The 20,124-nt window shown below is 33.3% G+C and carries 16 protein-coding genes and 1 pseudogene; 11 read left to right on the forward strand and 6 right to left on the reverse strand.

The window, feature by feature from the left end:
- The first annotated feature begins 18 nt into the window (after positions 1-18).
- Together H4V97_RS03585 and H4V97_RS03590 are read left to right on the forward strand one after the other, a co-directional pair.
- Positions 19-873: an EamA/RhaT family transporter gene (locus tag H4V97_RS03585; protein WP_209548932.1), complete on the forward strand. Its 855-nt coding sequence runs from the start codon at positions 19-21 to the stop codon at positions 871-873.
- A 377-nt stretch (positions 874-1,250) separates the two neighbouring features.
- Positions 1,251-3,323, forward strand: a complete 2,073-nt coding sequence (locus H4V97_RS03590) for a hypothetical protein (protein ID WP_209548933.1) — start codon at positions 1,251-1,253, stop codon at positions 3,321-3,323.
- A 73-nt stretch (positions 3,324-3,396) separates the two neighbouring features.
- Here H4V97_RS03590 and H4V97_RS03595 read toward each other — a convergent pair whose 3' ends face one another.
- Together H4V97_RS03595 and H4V97_RS03600 are read right to left on the reverse strand one after the other, a co-directional pair.
- Positions 3,397-4,437 (reverse strand): PLP-dependent cysteine synthase family protein, encoded by a 1,041-nt coding sequence (locus tag H4V97_RS03595; protein WP_209548934.1) that lies wholly within the window; start codon positions 4,435-4,437, stop codon positions 3,397-3,399.
- A gap of 70 nt (positions 4,438-4,507) precedes the next feature.
- Positions 4,508-6,568, reverse strand: a complete 2,061-nt coding sequence (locus H4V97_RS03600; RefSeq protein ID WP_209548935.1) for a S9 family peptidase — start codon at positions 6,566-6,568, stop codon at positions 4,508-4,510.
- Between the two features lie 140 nt (positions 6,569-6,708).
- On the opposite strand from H4V97_RS03600, the gene H4V97_RS03605 reads away from it, so the two are divergent.
- On the forward strand, positions 6,709-7,029 hold the full coding sequence (locus H4V97_RS03605; protein WP_209548936.1) for a YbaB/EbfC family nucleoid-associated protein: 321 nt from the start codon (positions 6,709-6,711) through the stop codon (positions 7,027-7,029).
- A 64-nt stretch (positions 7,030-7,093) separates the two neighbouring features.
- Here H4V97_RS03605 and H4V97_RS03610 read toward each other — a convergent pair whose 3' ends face one another.
- Positions 7,094-8,119: a threonine aldolase family protein gene (locus tag H4V97_RS03610; protein ID WP_209548937.1), complete on the reverse strand. Its 1,026-nt coding sequence runs from the start codon at positions 8,117-8,119 to the stop codon at positions 7,094-7,096.
- A 90-nt stretch (positions 8,120-8,209) separates the two neighbouring features.
- Between H4V97_RS03610 and prfB the strand changes: the two genes are divergently transcribed.
- Positions 8,210-9,308, forward strand: a protein-coding gene (gene prfB / locus H4V97_RS03615) for a peptide chain release factor 2 (protein ID WP_209548938.1) whose coding sequence is annotated in 2 segments (ribosomal slippage) — positions 8,210-8,272 and positions 8,274-9,308 — 1,098 coding nt in all. Because the reading frame shifts where the segments join, the coding sequence is not laid out codon by codon here.
- A gap of 137 nt (positions 9,309-9,445) precedes the next feature.
- On the opposite strand, the gene H4V97_RS03620 is transcribed toward prfB, so the two are convergent.
- Together H4V97_RS03620 and H4V97_RS03625 are read right to left on the reverse strand one after the other, a co-directional pair.
- Positions 9,446-10,162 (reverse strand): L,D-transpeptidase, encoded by a 717-nt coding sequence (locus H4V97_RS03620; RefSeq protein ID WP_209548939.1) that lies wholly within the window; start codon positions 10,160-10,162, stop codon positions 9,446-9,448.
- A gap of 149 nt (positions 10,163-10,311) precedes the next feature.
- Positions 10,312-11,085: pseudogene (locus tag H4V97_RS03625) on the reverse strand (phospholipase A); the annotation flags it as partial.
- Positions 11,086-11,393: 308 nt separating this feature from the next.
- Here H4V97_RS03625 and lpxD point away from each other — a divergent pair.
- The 7 genes from lpxD to H4V97_RS03660 all read left to right on the forward strand — a co-directional run bounded on the left by lpxD (position 11,394) and on the right by H4V97_RS03660 (position 18,988).
- A complete protein-coding gene (gene lpxD / locus H4V97_RS03630; protein WP_209548940.1) occupies positions 11,394-12,392 on the forward strand; it encodes a UDP-3-O-(3-hydroxymyristoyl)glucosamine N-acyltransferase in 999 nt (332 codons plus the stop codon).
- Positions 12,393-12,557: 165 nt separating this feature from the next.
- Positions 12,558-14,186 (forward strand): acyl-CoA carboxylase subunit beta, encoded by a 1,629-nt coding sequence (locus H4V97_RS03635; RefSeq protein WP_209548941.1) that lies wholly within the window; start codon positions 12,558-12,560, stop codon positions 14,184-14,186.
- 381 nt (positions 14,187-14,567) lie between these two features.
- On the forward strand, positions 14,568-15,185 hold the full coding sequence (locus tag H4V97_RS03640; RefSeq protein ID WP_196851306.1) for a hypothetical protein: 618 nt from the start codon (positions 14,568-14,570) through the stop codon (positions 15,183-15,185).
- 97 nt (positions 15,186-15,282) lie between these two features.
- Positions 15,283-15,804 carry a GNAT family N-acetyltransferase gene (locus tag H4V97_RS03645; RefSeq protein ID WP_209548942.1) on the forward strand — a complete coding sequence of 174 codons (522 nt, stop codon included), beginning with the start codon at positions 15,283-15,285 and terminating at the stop codon, positions 15,802-15,804.
- A 76-nt stretch (positions 15,805-15,880) separates the two neighbouring features.
- Positions 15,881-17,455 carry a S41 family peptidase gene (locus H4V97_RS03650; protein WP_209548943.1) on the forward strand — a complete coding sequence of 525 codons (1,575 nt, stop codon included), beginning with the start codon at positions 15,881-15,883 and terminating at the stop codon, positions 17,453-17,455.
- A gap of 359 nt (positions 17,456-17,814) precedes the next feature.
- Positions 17,815-18,426, forward strand: a complete 612-nt coding sequence (locus H4V97_RS03655) for a hypothetical protein (RefSeq protein ID WP_209548944.1) — start codon at positions 17,815-17,817, stop codon at positions 18,424-18,426.
- Positions 18,427-18,565: 139 nt separating this feature from the next.
- Positions 18,566-18,988 (forward strand): DoxX family protein, encoded by a 423-nt coding sequence (locus H4V97_RS03660; protein ID WP_209548945.1) that lies wholly within the window; start codon positions 18,566-18,568, stop codon positions 18,986-18,988.
- 60 nt (positions 18,989-19,048) lie between these two features.
- On the opposite strand, the gene H4V97_RS03665 is transcribed toward H4V97_RS03660, so the two are convergent.
- Positions 19,049-20,095, reverse strand: coding sequence for an AMP-binding protein (locus tag H4V97_RS03665; RefSeq protein ID WP_209548946.1), 1,047 nt, complete (start codon positions 20,093-20,095; stop codon positions 19,049-19,051).
- Positions 20,096-20,124: the final 29 nt, after the last annotated feature.

Here is a 20,124-nt window from a genome sequence, read left to right on the forward strand (position 1 = left end):
GCATTTAATAGTAAGCCCATGTTATTTCTTATTTTAAGTATTCTCTGTAGCGTAACTGTAGGGGTGATTTTCAAAGTAGGCCGAAAATACATTTTAAATACAACCCAAGTAGTTGCGTGGAATTATGTAGTTGCCCTATTGCTTTGTTATTCCTTTTATAGCCCTGATTTAACCGCAATTAATACATCAGCACCCTGGAGTATTTATATTCCGTTAGGAATTTTATTACCCACCATATTTTTATTTTTAGCTGCTTCCATCAAGCACATGGGAATTGTAAAAACAGATGCTGCACAACGCCTTTCCCTCTTTATTCCTGTAATTGCAGCTTGGTTATTATTCAATGAAGAATTCATCAATATCAAACTGATTGCCTTCTTGATAGCCCTACCCGCTTTACTATTAATACTTTCAAAAAAAACCGACAATCTAAATAACAAATGGATATATCCAGCGGTCGTATTAGTGGGTTTTGGAGCAATAGACATCTTGTTCAAACAAATCGCTTTGGCGACAAGCTTACCTTTTACAACTTCGCTATTTATTGTTTTTGGCATTTCACTGATCTTAATTGTGGCAGTAGTTCTTTATGAAATAGCATTCAAAAAAGCCCCATTTAAAAGGACCAATTTTCTTTTTGGAGCACTTGTAGGAGTGTTTAATTTTGGAAATATTTTATTTTATCTTAAAGCACATCAGGCTTTCGCCAAAAATCCATCTACAGTATTTGCTGCAATGAATATGGGCGTAATCATTATAGGAAGCATCGTAGGAATAGTTGTATTTAAAGAGAAAGTTAGCGGTTACAATTATTTTGGATTACTATTAGCCATAGTTGCTATTGTGCTTATCACCTTTTCTCAGGTCCTTTAGTTAATAAATCAATATACGTATTAGATACTATTTTTAATTGGTATATTACCACCTTTATAAATACAGTTTAAATAACAGACTAAAATTAAATGGGGGAGATTTTCAAACGAGTATCTTTTAATATTTTTTTTCATGGTTTGCAAGTTCAGTATATTTGTTGAATTTTTGATAAATGCGAAACCAAAAAAAAATTTGGAGCATCATTATTTTATAAATAGAACATTATCGCTTAAAATAAAAAATACAAAAGTGAAAAATCACGTTTTAATGATGATTTTTCTACAGAATATAGTCGTTGATTGAATTAGTTTATTTAATCAACGAAATATTGCTAATAAAGAATATCGTTCTAAGGAACGCTTTAAATTATAATACCTATGACAAACAACATTCTAATTGAAAATCAATATAAAAGAACAAGTTTATTTGAAAAAGAAAATGTAAACTATTTAGTTCGCATTTTAAAAAGATTCAATACCGTACCAAAGATAAATAACATCAATATTATCACCTCAACTAGTGAGCCAACTATTTTCAAAATTGTACCCAATAAATCGATTATAATTGGTTCGTCTTTTTTAGACAAGCCCATATTAGCGTTAGTTTATTTAAGATATGGTATCGAATGGCAGCTATGGTATAAAGCTTTGGACCACGAAAAAAAAGATACTGTATTATGTGATATCGCGGCACTTGAAGTGCTTCGAATATTTTATAATTTACTACCTAAAGATGATAAAGAAAAATTAGAAAATCTTGATTATGTTTTAATTAATTTAATTAAAAATGATACTGATTTAAATAGAGAATATACATTAAAACACGAAGAGCTACAATCTTTTCATGGTTTAAAAAATTCAAACTATGAACTTAAAGAATCTTGGAAACCTATTGTTGAAAATCTAGCAAAACCTACAGAATACTTATTGATGTCTGGAGGTGATCTCAGATTAAATATCGACGAAATTCATTTGCTAAATAAGTACGGATGCCGCCCATTTCCAAGACCTGATGCATTCACTTTTGCCTCGTCGACAGCGTCAAGCGTTTCGAATTTTGCTTTTGATAAAACAGATAAAGTTAGAAGTATATTAATTAGAAACAGTTTGAAAAATGGTTTTAAAAATACTACTATCGAGTTTTCTGAATTACTAAAAAACAACCTTAGAAAAATATTCAAATTAAATGAGGAATGCGAAATAATATTTTCACCATCAGGGACTGATTCTTCACTTCAAATAGCAGCTATAACGCAAATTATTTCCGACAAAGAAATTACACATATTCTGGTTGCGTCTGATGAAACTGGTAGTGGTGTTGCTGCAGCCTTAAAAGGATATCATTTTGAAAACACAACAGCTTTAAATTATCCGATAAAAAAAGGCGATAAAATTGAAGGTTTTAGAGATGTTGATTTAATTAAAATCCCTTTTAGAGATGAAAATGGCGCGTTAAAATCTTCTGATCAATTAGATGAAGAGGTATTTAATGCCGTTTCCAGAACCAAAGATCTAGGCAGGCACGCAGTGTTGCATACAATGGATCAATCGAAATTAGGCTATCAATCTCCTAGTGATGATTTTATTAAAAAACTAAATACACTTAAAGATTTATCAATTCAGATAATTGTAGATGGTTCACAGCTTAGATTAGATCCAAAAGACATACAAAATTATTTAAATAAAGGATATATTGTTACCATAACAGGGAGTAAATTCTTCACGGGTCCTCCATATTGCGGCGCATTAATCCTACCTGAAAGTGTCAATAAATTAATTCATTCTGTAAAAACCACATTGCCAAAAGGTTTAATAGAATATTACAATCATTCTGATTGGCCAACTTCTTGGTTCTGTTCAAATGAATTATCTGATGGTTATAATTATGGTTCCTATATGCGCTGGAATGCTGCCGTAGTCGAAATGGAAAGGTATTACAAAACACCTATTTTATATCGAAATATGGGTATCGAGATGTTTTGCAATTTTGTTGACGAGTCAATAAAAGAAGCTACTTTTTTGCAGCCTATTTATGGTGATGAAACCAAAACGAAGTGTTACAGCAGTAAAGAGTTTGGAATAAGAAATATCCGCACCATTTTTCCCTTCCTTATTTTTAAAGATAATGAAGTCTTATCCGTTGAAAAAGTCAAAAAACTTTACACTTTATTAAATTCCGATTTATCCGATCAGTTTGTAGATTCCTCTTTAGAAATCATCCGACTTGCTGCCCAAAAATGTCATATTGGTCAAGCAGTTGATGTAAAATATACTAATGAAATTGAAAGCGCTATTTTAAGAATTAGTTTGGGTTCAAGAGTTATTTCTGAAAGTTGGGTCAATAGAGATATTAGTCTCTTTTTTAGAAATATAGAATTGCAAATGAGTCAGATCACAATCACTATTAAAAAGATAGAATTAATACTTAGTAATCCTGAATTACTAAAATAAATAGTGTTATCAATGGTCAAAAAAAAGTCCCACTTGCATCAGCAAATGGGACTATAAATCTATAATTTTAAATTTATTTTATAAATTCTATTTTTTGTGCTTCTTCTTCATTGATGCTGTCAAAGAAACCTTGTTCATTCATCCAGTCGTCACTAAATACTTTACTCATATAACGAGAACCATGATCCGGAAAAATAGCGATTACATTACTATTTTTGTCAAATTCACCTTCTTCTGCATATTGTTTTATGGCCTGCATTACCGCACCTGAAGTATATCCTACAAATAAACCTTCTTTTTTTACAATCTCTCTGGCTGCATGAGCACTTTCTTCATCGGTAACTTTGATGAACTTATCAATCATATCAAAATCGGTAGCTGATGGAATTAAGTTTTTACCTAAACCTTCTATTCTGTAAGGATAAATTTCATCATTATCAAACTCTCCTGTTTCATGGTATTTTTTTAATACTGAACCAAAAGCATCAACACCTAAAACTCTAATATTTGGATTTTGCTCTTTCAAGTACTTTGCAGTTCCTGATATAGTACCACCAGTTCCGCTACAAGCGATAAGATGCGTAATTTTACCATTTGTTTGTTTCCAAATTTCTGGACCGGTAGATTTATAATGTGCGTCAATATTCAATTGATTAAAATATTGATTGATATATACAGAACCTTTCGTTTCTTCATGCAAACGTTTGGCAACATTGTAGTACGAACGCTCGTCATCGGCAGAAACATGAGCAGGACAAACATAAACTTTAGCTCCTAAACTACGAAGCATATCTATTTTATCTTTGGATGATTTTGAACTAACCGCAAGAATACAATTATAGCCTTTTATAATGCTAACCATTGCTAAACTAAAACCGGTATTCCCGGATGTCGTTTCAATTATGGTGTCGCCAGGAGATAAAATCCCCTTTTTTTCCGCCTCTTCAATTATGTATAATGCTATTCTGTCTTTAGAAGAATGTCCCGGATTAAAAGCTTCTACCTTAGCGTAGAAATTACCTTCTAACTCTTCGGTGACTCTATTTAGCTTAATAAGTGGAGTATTACCTATTAATTCTAATACATTATTATAAGCGTTTATTTCTTCTTTCATAAAAAAATAGTTAATCAAGATTCTTTTTATTTAACCTCGAAACATTGCAAATTTAACAAAAAATTTTGAATTACTTTTTAATTTTTTCTAAATCTAATAAAAAACTAAATTCTTTTGCCAATTCCTTTAGCGCCTCAAATCGTCCAGATGCTCCTCCGTGACCTGCATCCATGTTTGTATCAAGGTATAAAATAGTATCATTTGTTTTCATAGTTCGCAATTTAGCCACCCATTTGGCCGGTTCCCAGTATTGCACCTGAGAATCATGAAGACCTGTAGAAACATACATATTAGGATAATTTTGTTTTTTCAAGTTATCATAAGGTGAATAAGACAACATATACTTGTAATATTTCTTTTTATTTGGATTTCCCCATTCATCATATTCCCCGGTTGTAAGCGGAATACTATCATCAAGCATCGTGGTTATCACATCCACAAAAGCAACTTGTGCTATAACACCCTTGTATAATTCTGGTGCCATATTTACTACAACCCCCATTAATAATCCTCCTGCAGAACCACCCTCGGCATATAAATGCTCCGGCGAGGTATATTTTTGATCTATTAAAAATTTAGAACAATCTATAAAATCAGTAAAAGTATTTTTCTTTTTTAATAATTTCCCGTCTTCATACCATTGTCTTCCTAAATCTTCACCTCCACGAATATGTGCAATAGCGTATATAAATCCTCTATCTAATAATGACAACCTGGTAGAAGAAAAAGTGGCATCCATAGAATGTCCGTAAGAACCATAAGCATATTGCAGCAAGGGATTTTTACCGTCTTTTTTGATGTCTTTTCTATACACCATTGAGATTGGCACTTTTGTACCATCAGCGGTAGTTGCCCAAACTCGTTCTTCGGTGTAATTATTTTTATCAAATTTACCACCAAGAACTTGCTGCTCCTTTTTGATTTCTTTTTCCTTAGTCCTCATGTTGAAATCAATGACCGAAGAAGGTGTCGCCAAAGATTGGTACCCGTAACGCAAAATTTCTGTGTCAAAATCAACGTTGGTTGTACTATATGCCGTATAAGTTTCACTTTCAAAAGGCAAATAATACTCCCCTTCTCCACTCCAAGGCATAATTCGGATTTTATTCAAACCATTAGAACGCTCTTCAACTACTAAATAATTGGCGAAAATTTCGATATCTTCCAACAAAACATCTTCTCGATGCGCAATAACTTCTGTCCAATTTTCTTTGGTTGTAGCTGTTTCCAGCGTTTTCATCAATTTGAAATTCTCCGCATCATCAGCATTGGTCATAATATAGAAACTGTCTTTATAATGATTAATGCTATATTCTACTCCGCGAATTCGTTTTTGAAAAATTTCAAATTTCCCGTCAGGATTGTCGGCATTTAGGATTCTATATTCGGTTGTTAATGTACTACCCGATTCTATTGCCAAATATTTTTTGGATTTAGATTTAGCAATTTCAACATTGTAAGTATCGTCTTTTTCGAAATAAACTAAAATATCTTCCGTAGTTTTTGTACCCAATTTATGTTTGAAAATTTTATCAGAACGCAAAGTAACTTCATCCTGACTGGAATAAAAAATAGTTTTGTTGTCATTTGCCCAAACCGCAGTTCCGGTCACTTTTTCTATTTTATCTTCTAAAATTTCATTGGTCTCTAAATTTTTAACTTGAACAGTATATATTCTTCTTCCAATAATATCAAAACTAAAAACCGCTAATTTATTATCCATACTAATGCTCATCCCCCCAAATTGAAAGAAAGGTTGACCCTTGGCCATTTCATTGCAGTCGAACATGATTTCTTCTTTTGCCGAAAGGCTTTCCTTTTTTCGAGAATAAATAGGGTAATCTTTTCCTTTCTCAAAGCGAGAAATGTAGTAGTAACCATTATATAAATAAGGAACTGATTCGTCATCTTCTTTGATGCGGGCTTTCATTTCCTCAAATAAATCTTTTTGAAAATCTTTAGTATGCGCAGTCCTTTTTTGATAATACGCATTCTCCTTATTCAAGTAGTCAATAACTTCCGGATTTTCTCTGTCGTTCATCCAAAAATAATTATCAGTTCTTGAATCTCCTAAATTTTCTAGTATTTTAGGAATTATTTTAGCGACAGGCGGTTGTATATTTTCTGACATTTTACGAGTTTATTATTTATGTGAATTTACAAAAATAATACAAAGTCATTTCAAAACGACTCCGTTTTTCATCTATTTTAACATTGGTTATTCCTTTGAATGTAGTAATTTCGTAATTCAATAATTTAAAATTTATCAAAATGGATTTAATGGGAATGATGGGAAAACTTAAAGAAACCCAACAAAAAATAGAGGATACAAAAAAACGTTTAGACACTGTTCTTATCGACGAGCAAAGTACAGATGGTTTATTGAAAGTAACTTTGACTGCCAATAGAAAAATAAAATCAATTACAATTGACGATTCTTTACTGGAAGACAAAGAGCAACTGGAAGATTATTTGATTTTAACTTTGAATAAAGCAATTGAAAAAGCTACTAAAACAAATGAAGCTGAACTTGATGCTGTTGCAAAAATGGATATGCCAATGATTCCAGGAATGGATAATTTATTTAAATAAAAAAAATAAAGTTTAAGGTTTAAAGTTGATTATTGCACAACTTTAAACCTTAAACTTTTTTAAACTAGAAGGTTAATTTCTCCAAAGTTTCTAGTACATACGTATGCATTACTTCTCGATAATCAAGATGTGTAACGATTCTTAATTTTCCATGACCCATAGAACTAATGGAAATATTTTTCTGTTTTAATGTTTCTATCAAAACGGTATCATTAACGTTACTTGCCAAAGAAAAAATTAAAATATTAGTTTCAACAGGCTCTACCGATGCTACCCAATTCACTTTTTTCAATACGTCGGCTATTTCTTTCGCTCTTCGATGATCCTCGGCAAGACGCTCGATATTATGATCTAAAGCGTAAATTCCGGCTGCAGCCAAATATCCTACCTGACGCATTCCTCCTCCTAATATTTTTCTAATTCGTAAAGCTCTGTGAATTGTTGCCTTATCAGCCAATAAAACGGAACCGATAGGCGCTCCAAGTCCTTTGGACAAACAAACAGAAATGGTATCAAACAATTTCCCAAATTGTTTTGGATCTTGTTTTTTCACAACTAATGCATTCCAAATTCGGGCTCCATCCATATGAAACTTCAAATTATTGGCATCACAAACCTGTTTTATTTTTTGTAAATCTTCTAGTTCATAACAAGCACCTCCCCCTTTATTAGTTGTATTCTCCACACATACCAAACTAGTTAAAGGACTGTGATAAAACTCAGGATCATTAATGGCTCCGGCAACTTGCTCCGCAGTAATCATTCCGCGATTTCCGTCTAACAAACAACAAGAAACACCGCTGTTGAACGAAACACCACCACCTTCGTAATGATACACATGCGCATATTTATCGGCTATCAATTGTTCTCCGGGTTGTGTATGCAATTTTATCGCCGTTTGATTCGCCATCGTTCCTGATGGAAAAAAAAGTCCGGCTTCCATACCAAACATTGCGGCAACTTTGGCTTCAAGTTCAATAACTGTAGGATCTTGTTTGTAGACATCGTCACCCACTTGGGCTTTAAACATATACTGTAACATTTCGTATGAGGGCTTGGTAATCGTATCGCTAACTAAATTTATTTCCATATTCTTTTTTATTATTTTTGATACGGACAAGTTGCGACTTGTCCCTACGTAAAAAATTATCTATTTTTGTGCCACAAAATTACATAATTTATGACAACTACCGAACAAATTAAAGGTATTGTAGAGCGCCTTGGTGCGTTGAGGAGGTATCTTTGACGTTGATGCCAAATTAATTGAAATTTCTAACGAAGAAGAGAAAACTTTTGCACCCGACTTTTGGAACAACGCAAAAGATGCTGAAATCATTGTAAAAAATCTTAGAAATAAAAAAAAATGGATTGAGGATTACAACAAAGCGGTCGAAATGACTGACGAGTTGCAGCTTGCCTATGATTTTTATAAAGAAGGAGAACTTACAGCGGAGGAATTAGACGAACAATACGTATCAACTCAATCTCATATTGAAGCGATTGAATTCAAAAACATGCTTTCGGATGAAGGCGATACTTTGAGTGCAGTTGTTCAGATTACAGCTGGTGCCGGTGGTACCGAAAGTTGTGATTGGGCAGAAATGCTGATGCGCATGTACATGATGTGGGGCGAAAAATATGGTTACAAAATAAAAGAACTGAATTTTCAAAAAGGCGAAGCAGCTGGTATAAAAACTGTTACACTCGAATTTGAAGGCGATTATTCTTTTGGATATTTAAAAGGAGAAAATGGTGTACATCGTTTAGTTCGTATCTCTCCTTTTGACAGTAATGCCAAAAGACATACCTCGTTTGCTTCGGTTTATGTATATCCACTTGTAGATGACAGTATCGAGATTGACATTAATCCTGCTGATATTGAAATGACAACTTCACGATCCAGCGGTGCGGGGGGACAAAATGTAAATAAAGTGGAAACCAAAGTACAATTAGTTCATAAACCTACAGGAATCCAAATTCAATGTTCTGAAACCCGATCACAGCAAGATAACAGACAACGTGCTATGCAGATGTTACGTTCTCAGTTGTACGAAATTGAATTAAAAAAACAGCAAGCACAACGCGCTGATATTGAAGCCGGAAAAATGAAAATAGAATGGGGTTCCCAGATTCGTAACTATGTCATGCAACCTTATAAATTGGTAAAAGACGTACGAACAGGCTACGAAACCAGCAATGTTGATGGCGTAATGAATGGCGAAATCGATGAATTCCTTAAAGCCTATCTTATGATGATGGGACAACGGGAAGAGGAATAGTAGTCAGTTTTCAGTGAATGTCATAAAACACAAACTAAATTATATAAAAATCCCCTCAACTTTCGTTTATCGAAATGTTTGAGGGGACTTTTTTTAATTTTTAAAACTTATTTTTTAGACTAGTGCCATCGCAAAATTTACAGACCATTTTTTAAATCATTAAAATTACCCATAATTATTATTGGGTTTAGTTTGGGATCCAACCAATTTACTATCAACTTCATATTTTCTTCATTAATTGCAACACAACCAGCAGTAAAATAAGGTTTTTTTACACCCAAATGAAGAAAGATAGCGCTACCTTTTCCTTTTACAACTGGGTTGGTATTGTATTCTATAACCATACAATATTTGTAAGCATCATTATTTAGCAAAAGGTTTTCATACGATTTTGCATCGGTAGAGCCTCTTACGTATCTATTATAATCATCAGAATTTGGATCATCAATCCATTTGTCGTCTTTAGTTGTTTGTTGGTTTTCCAGTAGTGTGCCGAACTGTTTTTCATAAGTAAATAATTTACCTAAACGAAATATACCAGTTGGGGACTTGCCGTCGCCTTCAAGTTTACTAAGCGGTGATGCAAAACCATTTTTCCCAATACCAACTTGTACCGGATCATATTTAACCATCCAATAGCCCTCTTTTCTCTCTAAGGCTACAAAAAAAGCGCTATAACTTTCTGGCTGATAATTATACACTACCAATAATTGTTCACTATTTTCTAATTTACTTTTATTTTGCTCTGCAATTAATAATGCATTTTTGACCGTACTATTTTTTGTTTGAGCCTGAAGGCTATTACAAAAAAACAGTACTGCGGGCAAAAACAAAAAACGGTTTAATACTTTCATTTTAATAATGGATTTATTATTTAAAAACTAGTAAAAACTCACGGTAGTATTTTAAACGCACTTTTACTTTCATTAACAAATCTAGCCAATTTATCGCAACACCATTACAATGTTTGAGCACAGATTTTTTAAAACAGTAATTTTAAAACCTAAAGCCATTCAATTAATGAAACTCCAAGACCAACTGTAGTTTGAGAGTGATTATAATCTATCAATGATTCCCCGTAACCATGTGAAACCTGAAAAAAACCTTTTAAATTATTTTTAATTGGGTACGACCAGGAAAATGAAGCACCACCTTTTGATTTTGAATTAAAATTCAAATTATGAGTTCCAATAAATGATAATATATTTCCGTTTTTAGCATAAATTATATTTAAATCTCCTCGTCCAATGTATTCCGCAATATCAGGATTATCGTTTTTTGCGGCTGGCAATATAAACCATGGTCTAACATATATACTCCAATTATTACGCTCAAATCCGGCATGAAGTATAACTCTGTTCCAGCTACGAGAAAAGGGATCACTTTTTCCGTTTGATTGATGATTTACGGCCATACCAATCATTCGAGTATTAAAACCAAAAAGTTTAAATTTTACAGGAAAGTTTAGAATCAATTCCGGTTCATAATTCACTTCTCTAAAAGGGCGCGATAATTTAGTATTATAAATCTGCCAGTGGGATATTTGAGTGTAAGCAACCCAAAAATCCCCATGCCCCCAAAAAAAGTTTTGTAATACTTTTGTCTTAAAACTCAATTGAAATTTTGTCTCAACGTTATTATAATCAACTCCTGCAGGCGCAACATAGTCAGGATCTACATTTCCTGAAGTCGGTCTTTCATTAGATGAACTGGTCCATTGAACCGGTAAAACGTACATGGGTTTATAAGGAGTGACTAAAAAAGTTCCTCTGACTGCAGTTGTATCTAATTCCTAGCGTTCCGTCATATTGCAGAGCTAGGTTCTATTATTAAATAAAGCTTGAATCTGAGCATTTGCAATAAAAGAAGAAGAAAGAACCAAAAAGAAAGAAATTTATAGTCGAGGAAATCTCATAGTAACGTATATAAATTAAACGGCAAACATGGGATAAAATATTGCATTTTAGAATCATAACTTAAATTCGACCCGTTTTTATCTTGTTAAGAAATTATGAAAGATTTGGAATTATAACTGTAAATTGTTTTATTTGGTGAAAATTCCAAAACAAATTCATTACACACACCATGAAATCCTATACTGTACAAGAAATAAATGAAGTTTTAAAAGGAATTCTTGTAGGGAATACTTCCCAAAATATTACTTCTCCTGAACAACTTGAAGTTGCTAATGATACGGAAATTTCATTTATTGGAAACAAAAAATACGAGAAATTTTGGGAAAAATCCAAAGCTTGCGTCGCCATTGTAAATGAAGATATTTCAATCCCACCGGGAGAAAATAGGGCTTTCATAAAAGTAAAAAATGCGGATTTAGCAATGTCGCAAGTATTAGAACTTTTTGCACGTCCAATGCCTCAATTCTATGTAGAAATTCATCCGACTGCTTTAGTTGATAAATCAGCGCTTATTGGTGTTGGCTCAAAAATTGGAGCAGGATCCTATATTGGACCAAAGGTCAAAATTGGAGAAAACACGACAGTATATCCAAATGCAACTATTCTTGACGAATGTACTATTGGAAGAAATACTATCATTTGGTCAGGAGCTGTGATTAGAGAACGTTCCCAAATTGGAAATGATTGTATCATTCACCCAAATGCAACAATTGGTGCAGATGGCTTCGGATTTAGACCTTGCGCCCAAAAAGGTTTAGTGAAAATTCCACATATTGGAAATGTAATTATAGGTGATGGTGTCGAAATTGGAGCAAACAGTTGTGTTGACAGAGGAAAATTCAGTTCTACAATAATAGGAGATGGCTGCAAAATTGACAATTTAGTCCAAATTGGGCACAACAGTAAATTGGGTAAATTTTGTATTATGGCCGGAAATAGTGGATTGGCAGGTTCAGTTACTTTGGGAAATGGTGTTATTATTGGCGGAAGCGCTTCTATAAAAGACCATGTAACTATTGGTGATGGAGCTGTGATAGGCGCTGGTTCTGGGGTAACTGGAGATATTCCCGCGGGAAAAACAATGCTAGGATACCCGGCTGTAGAAGCACGTGATGCATTAAGACAATGGGCTATTTTAAAAAGAATGGTTACTGATTCAAAAAAATAAATATCAAGTTTATTATTAAATTCATAAAAAAACAGGATTTAGGTTCTGTTTTTTTGCTTTAATATCAAAAATATATTCGATTCTCTTTCTAAACTAACTAATTTTATGAAATTTATTTCAGTAATTTTTTTAATTTAGCACTAATTATTTAACAACTATTTCATCATGGATTTGAACTTCAATAAAAACGAGGACCACAATAAACTTTTACTTTCTGCATTACGACAAAAATTGAGCATCGTTAAATTGGGAGGTGGCGAAAAACGCATCCAAAAATTACATGGCGAAGGCAAAATGACTGCCCGAGAACGCATTGATTATTTGCTTGACGCCAAAGCTAAAAGTATAGAAATTGGAGCCTTTGTTGGTGAAGGAATGTATGCAGAACATGGTGGCTGTCCTTCCGGTGGAGTTGTAGTAAAAATAGGATACATCAGAGGAAAACAATGCATTGTCGTGGCCAATGATGCCACGGTTAAAGCAGGCGCTTGGTTTCCTATTACCGCCAAGAAAAATCTACGTGCGCAAGAAATCGCGATGGAAAATAGACTGCCAATCATCTATTTAGTGGATAGTGCTGGAGTCTATTTGCCTTTGCAAGACGAAATTTTTCCAGACAAAGAACATTTTGGAAGGATTTTTAGAAATAACGCGCAGATGAGCAGCATGGGAATTACTCAAATTTCCGCAGTTATGGGAAGTTGCGTTGCTGGTGGAGCTTATCTTCCAATTATGAGCGATGAAGCGCTTATCGTTGAAAAAACAGGAAGTATTTTCCTGGCAGGAAGTTATTTAGTCAAAGCAGCCATTGGCGAAAGCATCGATAATGAAACATTGGGCGGAGCAACTACGCACTGTGAAATTTCGGGAGTTACCGATTATAAAGCGAAAGATGATAAAGACGCATTAGACAAAATAAAAAATATAGTTGACAAAATTGGTGATTTCGACAAAGCAGGTTACAGCCGAATAAAAGCGGCAAAACCAGCTTTAGACGAAAATGACCTGTATGGTATTTTACCAAAAGCTAGAAATGAACAGTATGATATGATGGAAATCATCAATCGTTTGGTTGATAATTCCGAGTTTGAAGCTTACAAAGACGGTTACGGACAAACTATTATTACCGGTTATGCCAGAATCGATGGTTGGGCCGTGGGCATCGTTGCCAACCAACGAAAAGTGGTGAAAACCAAAAACGGCGAAATGCAATTTGGGGGCGTTATCTACTCTGATTCAGCTGATAAAGCAACCCGTTTTATAGCCAATTGCAACCAAAAGAAAATCCCTTTGGTTTTTGTGCAAGACGTTACCGGTTTTATGGTTGGATCCAAATCAGAACATGGCGGTATCATTAAAGATGGTGCCAAAATGGTGAATGCGGTTTCTAACTCGGTAGTTCCAAAATTCACCGTAATTGTTGGAAATTCTTATGGAGCCGGAAATTATGCCATGTGCGGAAAAGCGTATGACCCAAGATTAATTTTCGCCTGGCCAAGCGCGGAACTAGCCGTTATGGGCGGAACACAAGCGGCAAAAGTATTGGCACAAATTGAAGCTTCTTCGCTTAAAGCAAAAGGAGAAATCGTTGATGAGGCCAAAGAAAAAGCACTATTTGACAAAATCAAAGCAAGATACGACGAGCAAACTTCTCCGTATTACGCCGCTTCCAGATTGTGGACCGATGCTATTATTGATCCGTTGGACACTCGAACTTGGATATCTATGGGTATCGAAGCGGCGAATCACTCCCCTATTGAAAAGAAATTTAATTTAGGTGTGATTCAGGTGTAATTCATTATTAAAAACGTCGATTCGAGTGTTTTTTTGTGCAATGAAATGCAACAAAAAATTTATCGAGAAACCTTCAGACTCAACGAAGTTAATCGTTTTTATTTCTAGGAGCAGAAACACCTATTTCCATAACAACATCCCTCCCGCTATCCGCTGTATTCCCGCCAAAAAGGCGGGAGATGCCGCTGCTATCGGGGCTACATGACTACGGACTATTTTCACAACAATTTCATTTAAAAAACAATAGGATTCCTACTTTTTTCTTGTAGTTTATTTCTTTATATTTGAGAAATAAAACAAAACAAAGTTTCGTAGATTAATTTATTTTAGATTAGAAATATGAAGGTTTTTCACGAATAATTAAGAGTTAGAAGTAATTTTATGAAAAACGAAATCAAACATACTCCTAGAGGATTAGTAATAGAGTTATCTGTAAAAACAGAAGAAGCAATCAATCTTGTACTTGCAAAACTACTTGGGATAATACCGGAAGAATCTAAATCTTTTGGTATTACGACCCAAGCTCTAAGCTTTAATGCCAAAGCAAACTTGTTATTAGATTTGAATCAACTTGACAAATTACATAGGGAAAAATTCCAAATATTCATGGAGATTAGAAACAAATTTGCTCATATAAACTCTATTGATACGTTTGAAAAATGTTTCACTGTTACAAATAATTATAAAAAACTAAAAAAAATATTTGAAGTTGACGAAGATGGAGAAAATTTAGAAGAAGATATGGAAACAATGTTTTGCATTTTATCACTGGATATAAGTGCTACTTTGAGAATAATAAAAGAAAATCTTTATAAAGACATGGCAGTTAAGTATACACAAAGAAGATGGACCCAAATAATAAAGGAAAAAAGAGAAGAATATATAAAAATAAATCCCTTGAATGCTCAAGCTGTTGAAGATTTTATAACTTATATCAAAAACATACTTCAACAAGAAGTTGATGACAAAATCGAAAACAGAATTACTCCTCATATTTAAAAAACTACCTGCAAAGCTAGCTAGCGCGAGCGTCCCACTTATGCCCACTAACATAAAATAACCAAAACAATCCTCCAATAAAAAACTTATCTTACTAATGACCTACCAATTTAGAAAAGCCATACCATCAGAACTTCCTCAAATATGGGCTATTTTACAGCAGGCAATAGCACGTAGAAAACAAGACGGGAGTAATCAATGGCAAGACGGTTATCCAAATCCGGAAGTGATACAAAACGACATTGACAAAAATGCGGGATTTGTTTTGATAGAAGGAGATACTATCATCGGCTATAGTGCGCTGTTAATCAATGACGAACCTGCTTATAAAAAAATAGAAGGGAAATGGCTAACGAACGATGATTTTGTAGTAGTTCATCGTATAGCGATTTCAGAAAATCATTTGGGTAAAGGCTTAGCAACAAAATTAGTGGGATTCATAGAAGAATTTGCGAAAATCAACAACATTTTCAGCATCAAAGCAGATACTAATTTTGATAACTTTGCCATGATGAAAGTTTTTGAAAAATTAGGGTACACCTATTGTGGCGAAGTGTATTTTAGAGGAAGCAGCAGAAAAGCATACGAGAAAGTAATAACTAAAGAAGAAATAAGATAAATTTAAGTTGAAAAACAAAATAGCTGCTCGGTTGCATGCTAGAATAACAAAAGACAAAAAACTTTTTTCAAAAAGCATGAAAAAAATTACTCCATACGTTTTTATCCTTTTATTTTTTGCCCAATGCAGTTCTGTAAAAAAACACAACGAACAGTTAACTGCTTTAATACCCGTGGATAAGCTGAAATCGGATGTTGATTTTACTTATAAAAAATTACAGCGTTTACACCCTAATTTATATTGGTACATATCTAAAAAAGATTTAGATTATAAATTTGACAGTCTAAAATCCACTATTGCTGTACCCCTCACTCCTCTTGCTTTTTACAAAAAATTGGGTCCCTTAGTTTCAGCAGTAAGGCAAGGACATACCTTTTTATATCCTCCTGAAAAATTATTGACAAAAAAGGAAACTAAAGCACTTCTTAAAAAAGGAACAGGGCCATTATCTCAATTTGATTTCGATTTTATAGATGACAAATTGTATGTTATCAAAAATAAATCTTATAATAAAACCATAAAAGCGGGAACAGAAGTTGTTGCGGTAAACGGAACAAAACCTGCAGATTTAATTCAAGAATACAATCTGTACTATAGTTCAGACGGCTATAATTCTACTTTAAAAAGCCGTAGTTCTGGCAGGAGATTTTCTTCATTCTTTAGCACTCAAAATGGTATAAAAGATAGTCTTACCTATAGTTTTAAATTTAACGATAGCTTAAAAGTAATTACAATCAGAAGACTTAAAGAAGACACAACTAAAAAACGGGTTAAAAAAATTCCAATCAAGTTAACTGCGGTAGAGAAAGCAAAATCAAAGGCAATTAAAAAGAAGAAAAGAGTTAATGGTTATGACTCCGTTTCAAAAAATTATAGTCGGAACATACGCTTTGCGGAGAATGACAGCAGTGTTGCGGTAATCAAAATCAGAGGCTTTAAGAACGGAGATTTTAGAACTTTTTACAAAGAAAGTTTTAGAAAAATTGAAAAGAATAAATCTAAAACAATTGTTCTTGATTTGAGAAATAATGGAGGTGGCCGTTTGAGCGAAATCGTTAATTTATACTCCTATTTATCAGACTCAACTTTTGTGTTTTTGGACAAATCTGAAGTAGTTTCAAAATCAAGTTTGTTTGAAGGAGCTTATTTTAATGGAGGTTCCTTTGCTGTAAAAACGATAAAAACTATTTTTTCTCCTTTACTATATTCGTATTTATTTTTGACGGTGCACAAGGATAAAGAAGGAAAAAATAGTTACGCAACGCAGACAAAACATCATAAAGTGAATAAAAATTCCTTTAAAGGAAAAATTTATGTTCTTATTAATGGCGTTAGCTTTTCGGCATCTAGCATCATTTCCTCGAATCTAAAAGGTTCAAAAAGAGCCACTTTTGTGGGTGAAGAAACCGGAGGAGCGTATAACGGAACCGTCGCTGGGTTTATGCCTGTTATAAAACTACCCAATTCCGATTTAAAAATTAGAATAGGATTAATGAAAATGGCTGCTCATTATAAAACAGATATTGTAGGCAGAGGGATTTTTCCTGATGTACCAATCTCGCCAACACTTCAAGACCGAATAAAAGGAAACGATCCGGAAATGGATTGGATTATAAAAGATATAAAATCCAATAAGCTCAAGAATTTTTAAAATAATCTTGTAGAATTTTTCACGGGTTATATTTAGTGCTCGATTATAAATAAAAGAGGGTCAAAAATAAAAATGCGCCATATATAAAAATGGTAAACATCTTCCCTATTGTGTAAAAAAGTAATTTCTGGATATTGCGATTTTAGTAATCAGGATTTCCTTTTTACCAGCTTATTTTTATAAAAAAAATCAATATATATTTTACAAAAACCTGATTAATAACTAATTATTAATTGTTGTTTGTATCTTTGTTTATAGCCGATAAACGTAATACCCCAAATTACAGCTGATTATTTATCGTCATTTTTTTTTATTAAATAAAATTCTTAACTAAAAGTTAAATTTAATTCCAAGAAAAAATGAAAAAATTTTCAACGGATATTACAATCATAATGCTATTTCTACTTGTGCAGTTTGCTTCTGCCCAAAAAGATCGTGACAATTCACTTATAGTAGAATCCGGAATTAATCTTTCTTTACCTGTACATATTGAAATGTATCGATCACATCGGTTAGGAATTGGCGTCAATTTAAGAGTGGCGGAAAAGATTTCACGCAGAACTGATTTTGGGATTAGGGCTGAATATGATTACAGGTTTACCAAAAAAAATCATCCTGCTATACCGCGAGAAAGTACTGTGGCAGAAAGAGCCTTGTATAGGAATTTTAGTCTATTTGCGCTAAAGCCGAGTGTTCAATTTAATTTAAATTCACATTGGTGTTTTGGTGCTGAATCCGGTGTGGGTTACGCCATTTCAGACGAAGACCCTCATATTGGATTAGGCTTTGTATCTGAATTTAATGGTCCTACGCGTTTTGGCTCTTGTTCCGGCATCTACCTCGGGAAATATTTAGTAAAGAACAAACTGAACGTTTCGTTGAATTTAACAAATTATGTATCGCATGCTCATGCTGAAAATACGCTTGGTCTAAAATTTGTTTATTGTTTTAATAAAGGAATCGTAAATTAGAATTAATCACTTTAAATTTCACAATTGTACCATCCCTACAATAAAAAGAAAAAATATACTACATTTTGGTAGACATAAAATACCATCTATGTCGCTAAAAATTAGTAACTTAGTATGTAATTTTTTAACACATAGTATCATGGACACTGTAAAAAACTTGAATAAGTGGGCGAATGCTCATACTTATTTTCCAATTGATTTATTACGAGTAGCGCTTGGTGTATTTTTGTTCATGAAAGGGATTTCCTTTATAACAAATATTCAATACTTGGCTGATTTAATTTCTCCAATTGACAGGATTGGCGGTGGAATGTTTCTCATTCATTATATTGCTCCCGCACACATGGTAGGCGGCATAATGATTATGTTTGGTTTACTGACTAGATGGGCAATTATAGCGCAATTACCTATATTAATAGCAGCGATTATCATAAATTTCATGGGTGAAATGCATTCCCAAAATTTATTTTTAGCAATAGTAACCTTGGCAATTTGTAGTTTTTTCTTGTTTTATGGTAGTGGAAAACATTCTGCTGATTATTATTTTAAAATGCAAAAATAGCACCCCATAAAAAAAGCATCTGAATATAACAGATGCTTTTTTTAAGGTTTCGAAAATAATCTAAATATTTTCTATAATTTCTTTTCTTTTGATTTTCCCGTTATCAGTTTCGCTAAATTTTGAAACGTAAAAGACTTCTTTTGGTTTTTCGTATTTATCTAATTCATCAAAAGTATTTTCATCTAATGTTTGTTTCTCTCCTTCGATAATAAGCACTAATTTTTCTCCTAATATCGCATCTTGAATCCCTGTTACAAAAAATCTTGAATGAATTTTCCCTGAAAGCTTATCCTCAATTTGCTCTGGAATTAATTTGATTCCACCGCTATTTATAACATTGTCAATTCGGCCTACATAACAAAATTGAGTGTCATTTATTAATTCTACGATATCATTAGTAACAATTGTATCTTCTGCAATTTGTGGCGCATCAATGACTAAACAATTCCGTTCATCTTGAGAAATTTTAATATTAGGTAAAACAGAAAAAGCCTTTTCGCCTATTTTTTTGGCGGCAATATGCGTAATTGTTTCTGTCATCCCATACGTTTCGTAGGTTTGCGTTTTCAACTTTGCAAGACTTTTTTCTAAAGATTTACTGATTTTAACACCGCCAACAATCATTTTTTTTACATTTTTTAATTCTGATAAAGAATTCTGAACTTGCAACGGAACCATGGCAACAAAATCATATTTTTTATCATTATACAACAGCGGATGCGAGTTGGGCGCTACAAAATCCATATCAAGACCCAAAATAAAACTTCTAACAAACATCATTTTTCCAGCAATATATTTAGTTGGCAAGCAATGTAATGCTTTATCTCCCGGGCTCAATTTGAAAAAATCACCAGTTGCTAACGCTGAATTTACCATTGCTTGTTTTTCGATTCTAATAATTTTTGGAGTTCCGGTAGTTCCAGAAGTATTGAGGTCAATATATGTTTTTTTATCAAACCAATCCAGAATAAAATCGCCAACGGATTTCTCGTACTCATCTCCTTCTTTAATAAAACTGTAAGCTACTCGGCATAAATCTTTTTTACCCAAATGAAATCCATTCAGTTTAAAATGATTGTTTACGTTATTGTATGTGATTGTATTCATGATACTTAAATTTAAATCATTAATAGATT

It is taken from the genome of Flavobacterium sp. CG_23.5 (assembly GCF_017875765.1).
In the GTDB taxonomy this organism is placed as follows: domain Bacteria; phylum Bacteroidota; class Bacteroidia; order Flavobacteriales; family Flavobacteriaceae; genus Flavobacterium.

Coding starts and splice junctions, on each gene's coding strand:
- lpxD (WP_209548940.1), top strand. CDS start 11,394: ATGAAATCCTATACTGTACAAGAAATAAATGAAGTTTTAAAAGGAATT.
- H4V97_RS03660 (WP_209548945.1), top strand. CDS start 18,566: ATGGACACTGTAAAAAACTTGAATAAGTGGGCGAATGCTCATACTTAT.
- H4V97_RS03595 (WP_209548934.1), bottom strand. CDS start 4,437: ATGAAAGAAGAAATAAACGCTTATAATAATGTATTAGAATTAATAGGT.
- H4V97_RS03640 (WP_196851306.1), top strand. CDS start 14,568: ATGAAAAACGAAATCAAACATACTCCTAGAGGATTAGTAATAGAGTTA.
- H4V97_RS03605 (WP_209548936.1), top strand. CDS start 6,709: ATGGATTTAATGGGAATGATGGGAAAACTTAAAGAAACCCAACAAAAA.
- H4V97_RS03635 (WP_209548941.1), top strand. CDS start 12,558: ATGGATTTGAACTTCAATAAAAACGAGGACCACAATAAACTTTTACTT.
- H4V97_RS03585 (WP_209548932.1), top strand. CDS start 19: ATGTTATTTCTTATTTTAAGTATTCTCTGTAGCGTAACTGTAGGGGTG.
- H4V97_RS03600 (WP_209548935.1), bottom strand. CDS start 6,568: ATGTCAGAAAATATACAACCGCCTGTCGCTAAAATAATTCCTAAAATA.
- H4V97_RS03610 (WP_209548937.1), bottom strand. CDS start 8,119: ATGGAAATAAATTTAGTTAGCGATACGATTACCAAGCCCTCATACGAA.
- H4V97_RS03645 (WP_209548942.1), top strand. CDS start 15,283: ATGACCTACCAATTTAGAAAAGCCATACCATCAGAACTTCCTCAAATA.
- H4V97_RS03655 (WP_209548944.1), top strand. CDS start 17,815: ATGAAAAAATTTTCAACGGATATTACAATCATAATGCTATTTCTACTT.
- H4V97_RS03665 (WP_209548946.1), bottom strand. CDS start 20,095: ATGAATACAATCACATACAATAACGTAAACAATCATTTTAAACTGAAT.
- H4V97_RS03590 (WP_209548933.1), top strand. CDS start 1,251: ATGACAAACAACATTCTAATTGAAAATCAATATAAAAGAACAAGTTTA.
- H4V97_RS03620 (WP_209548939.1), bottom strand. CDS start 10,162: ATGAAAGTATTAAACCGTTTTTTGTTTTTGCCCGCAGTACTGTTTTTT.
- H4V97_RS03650 (WP_209548943.1), top strand. CDS start 15,881: ATGAAAAAAATTACTCCATACGTTTTTATCCTTTTATTTTTTGCCCAA.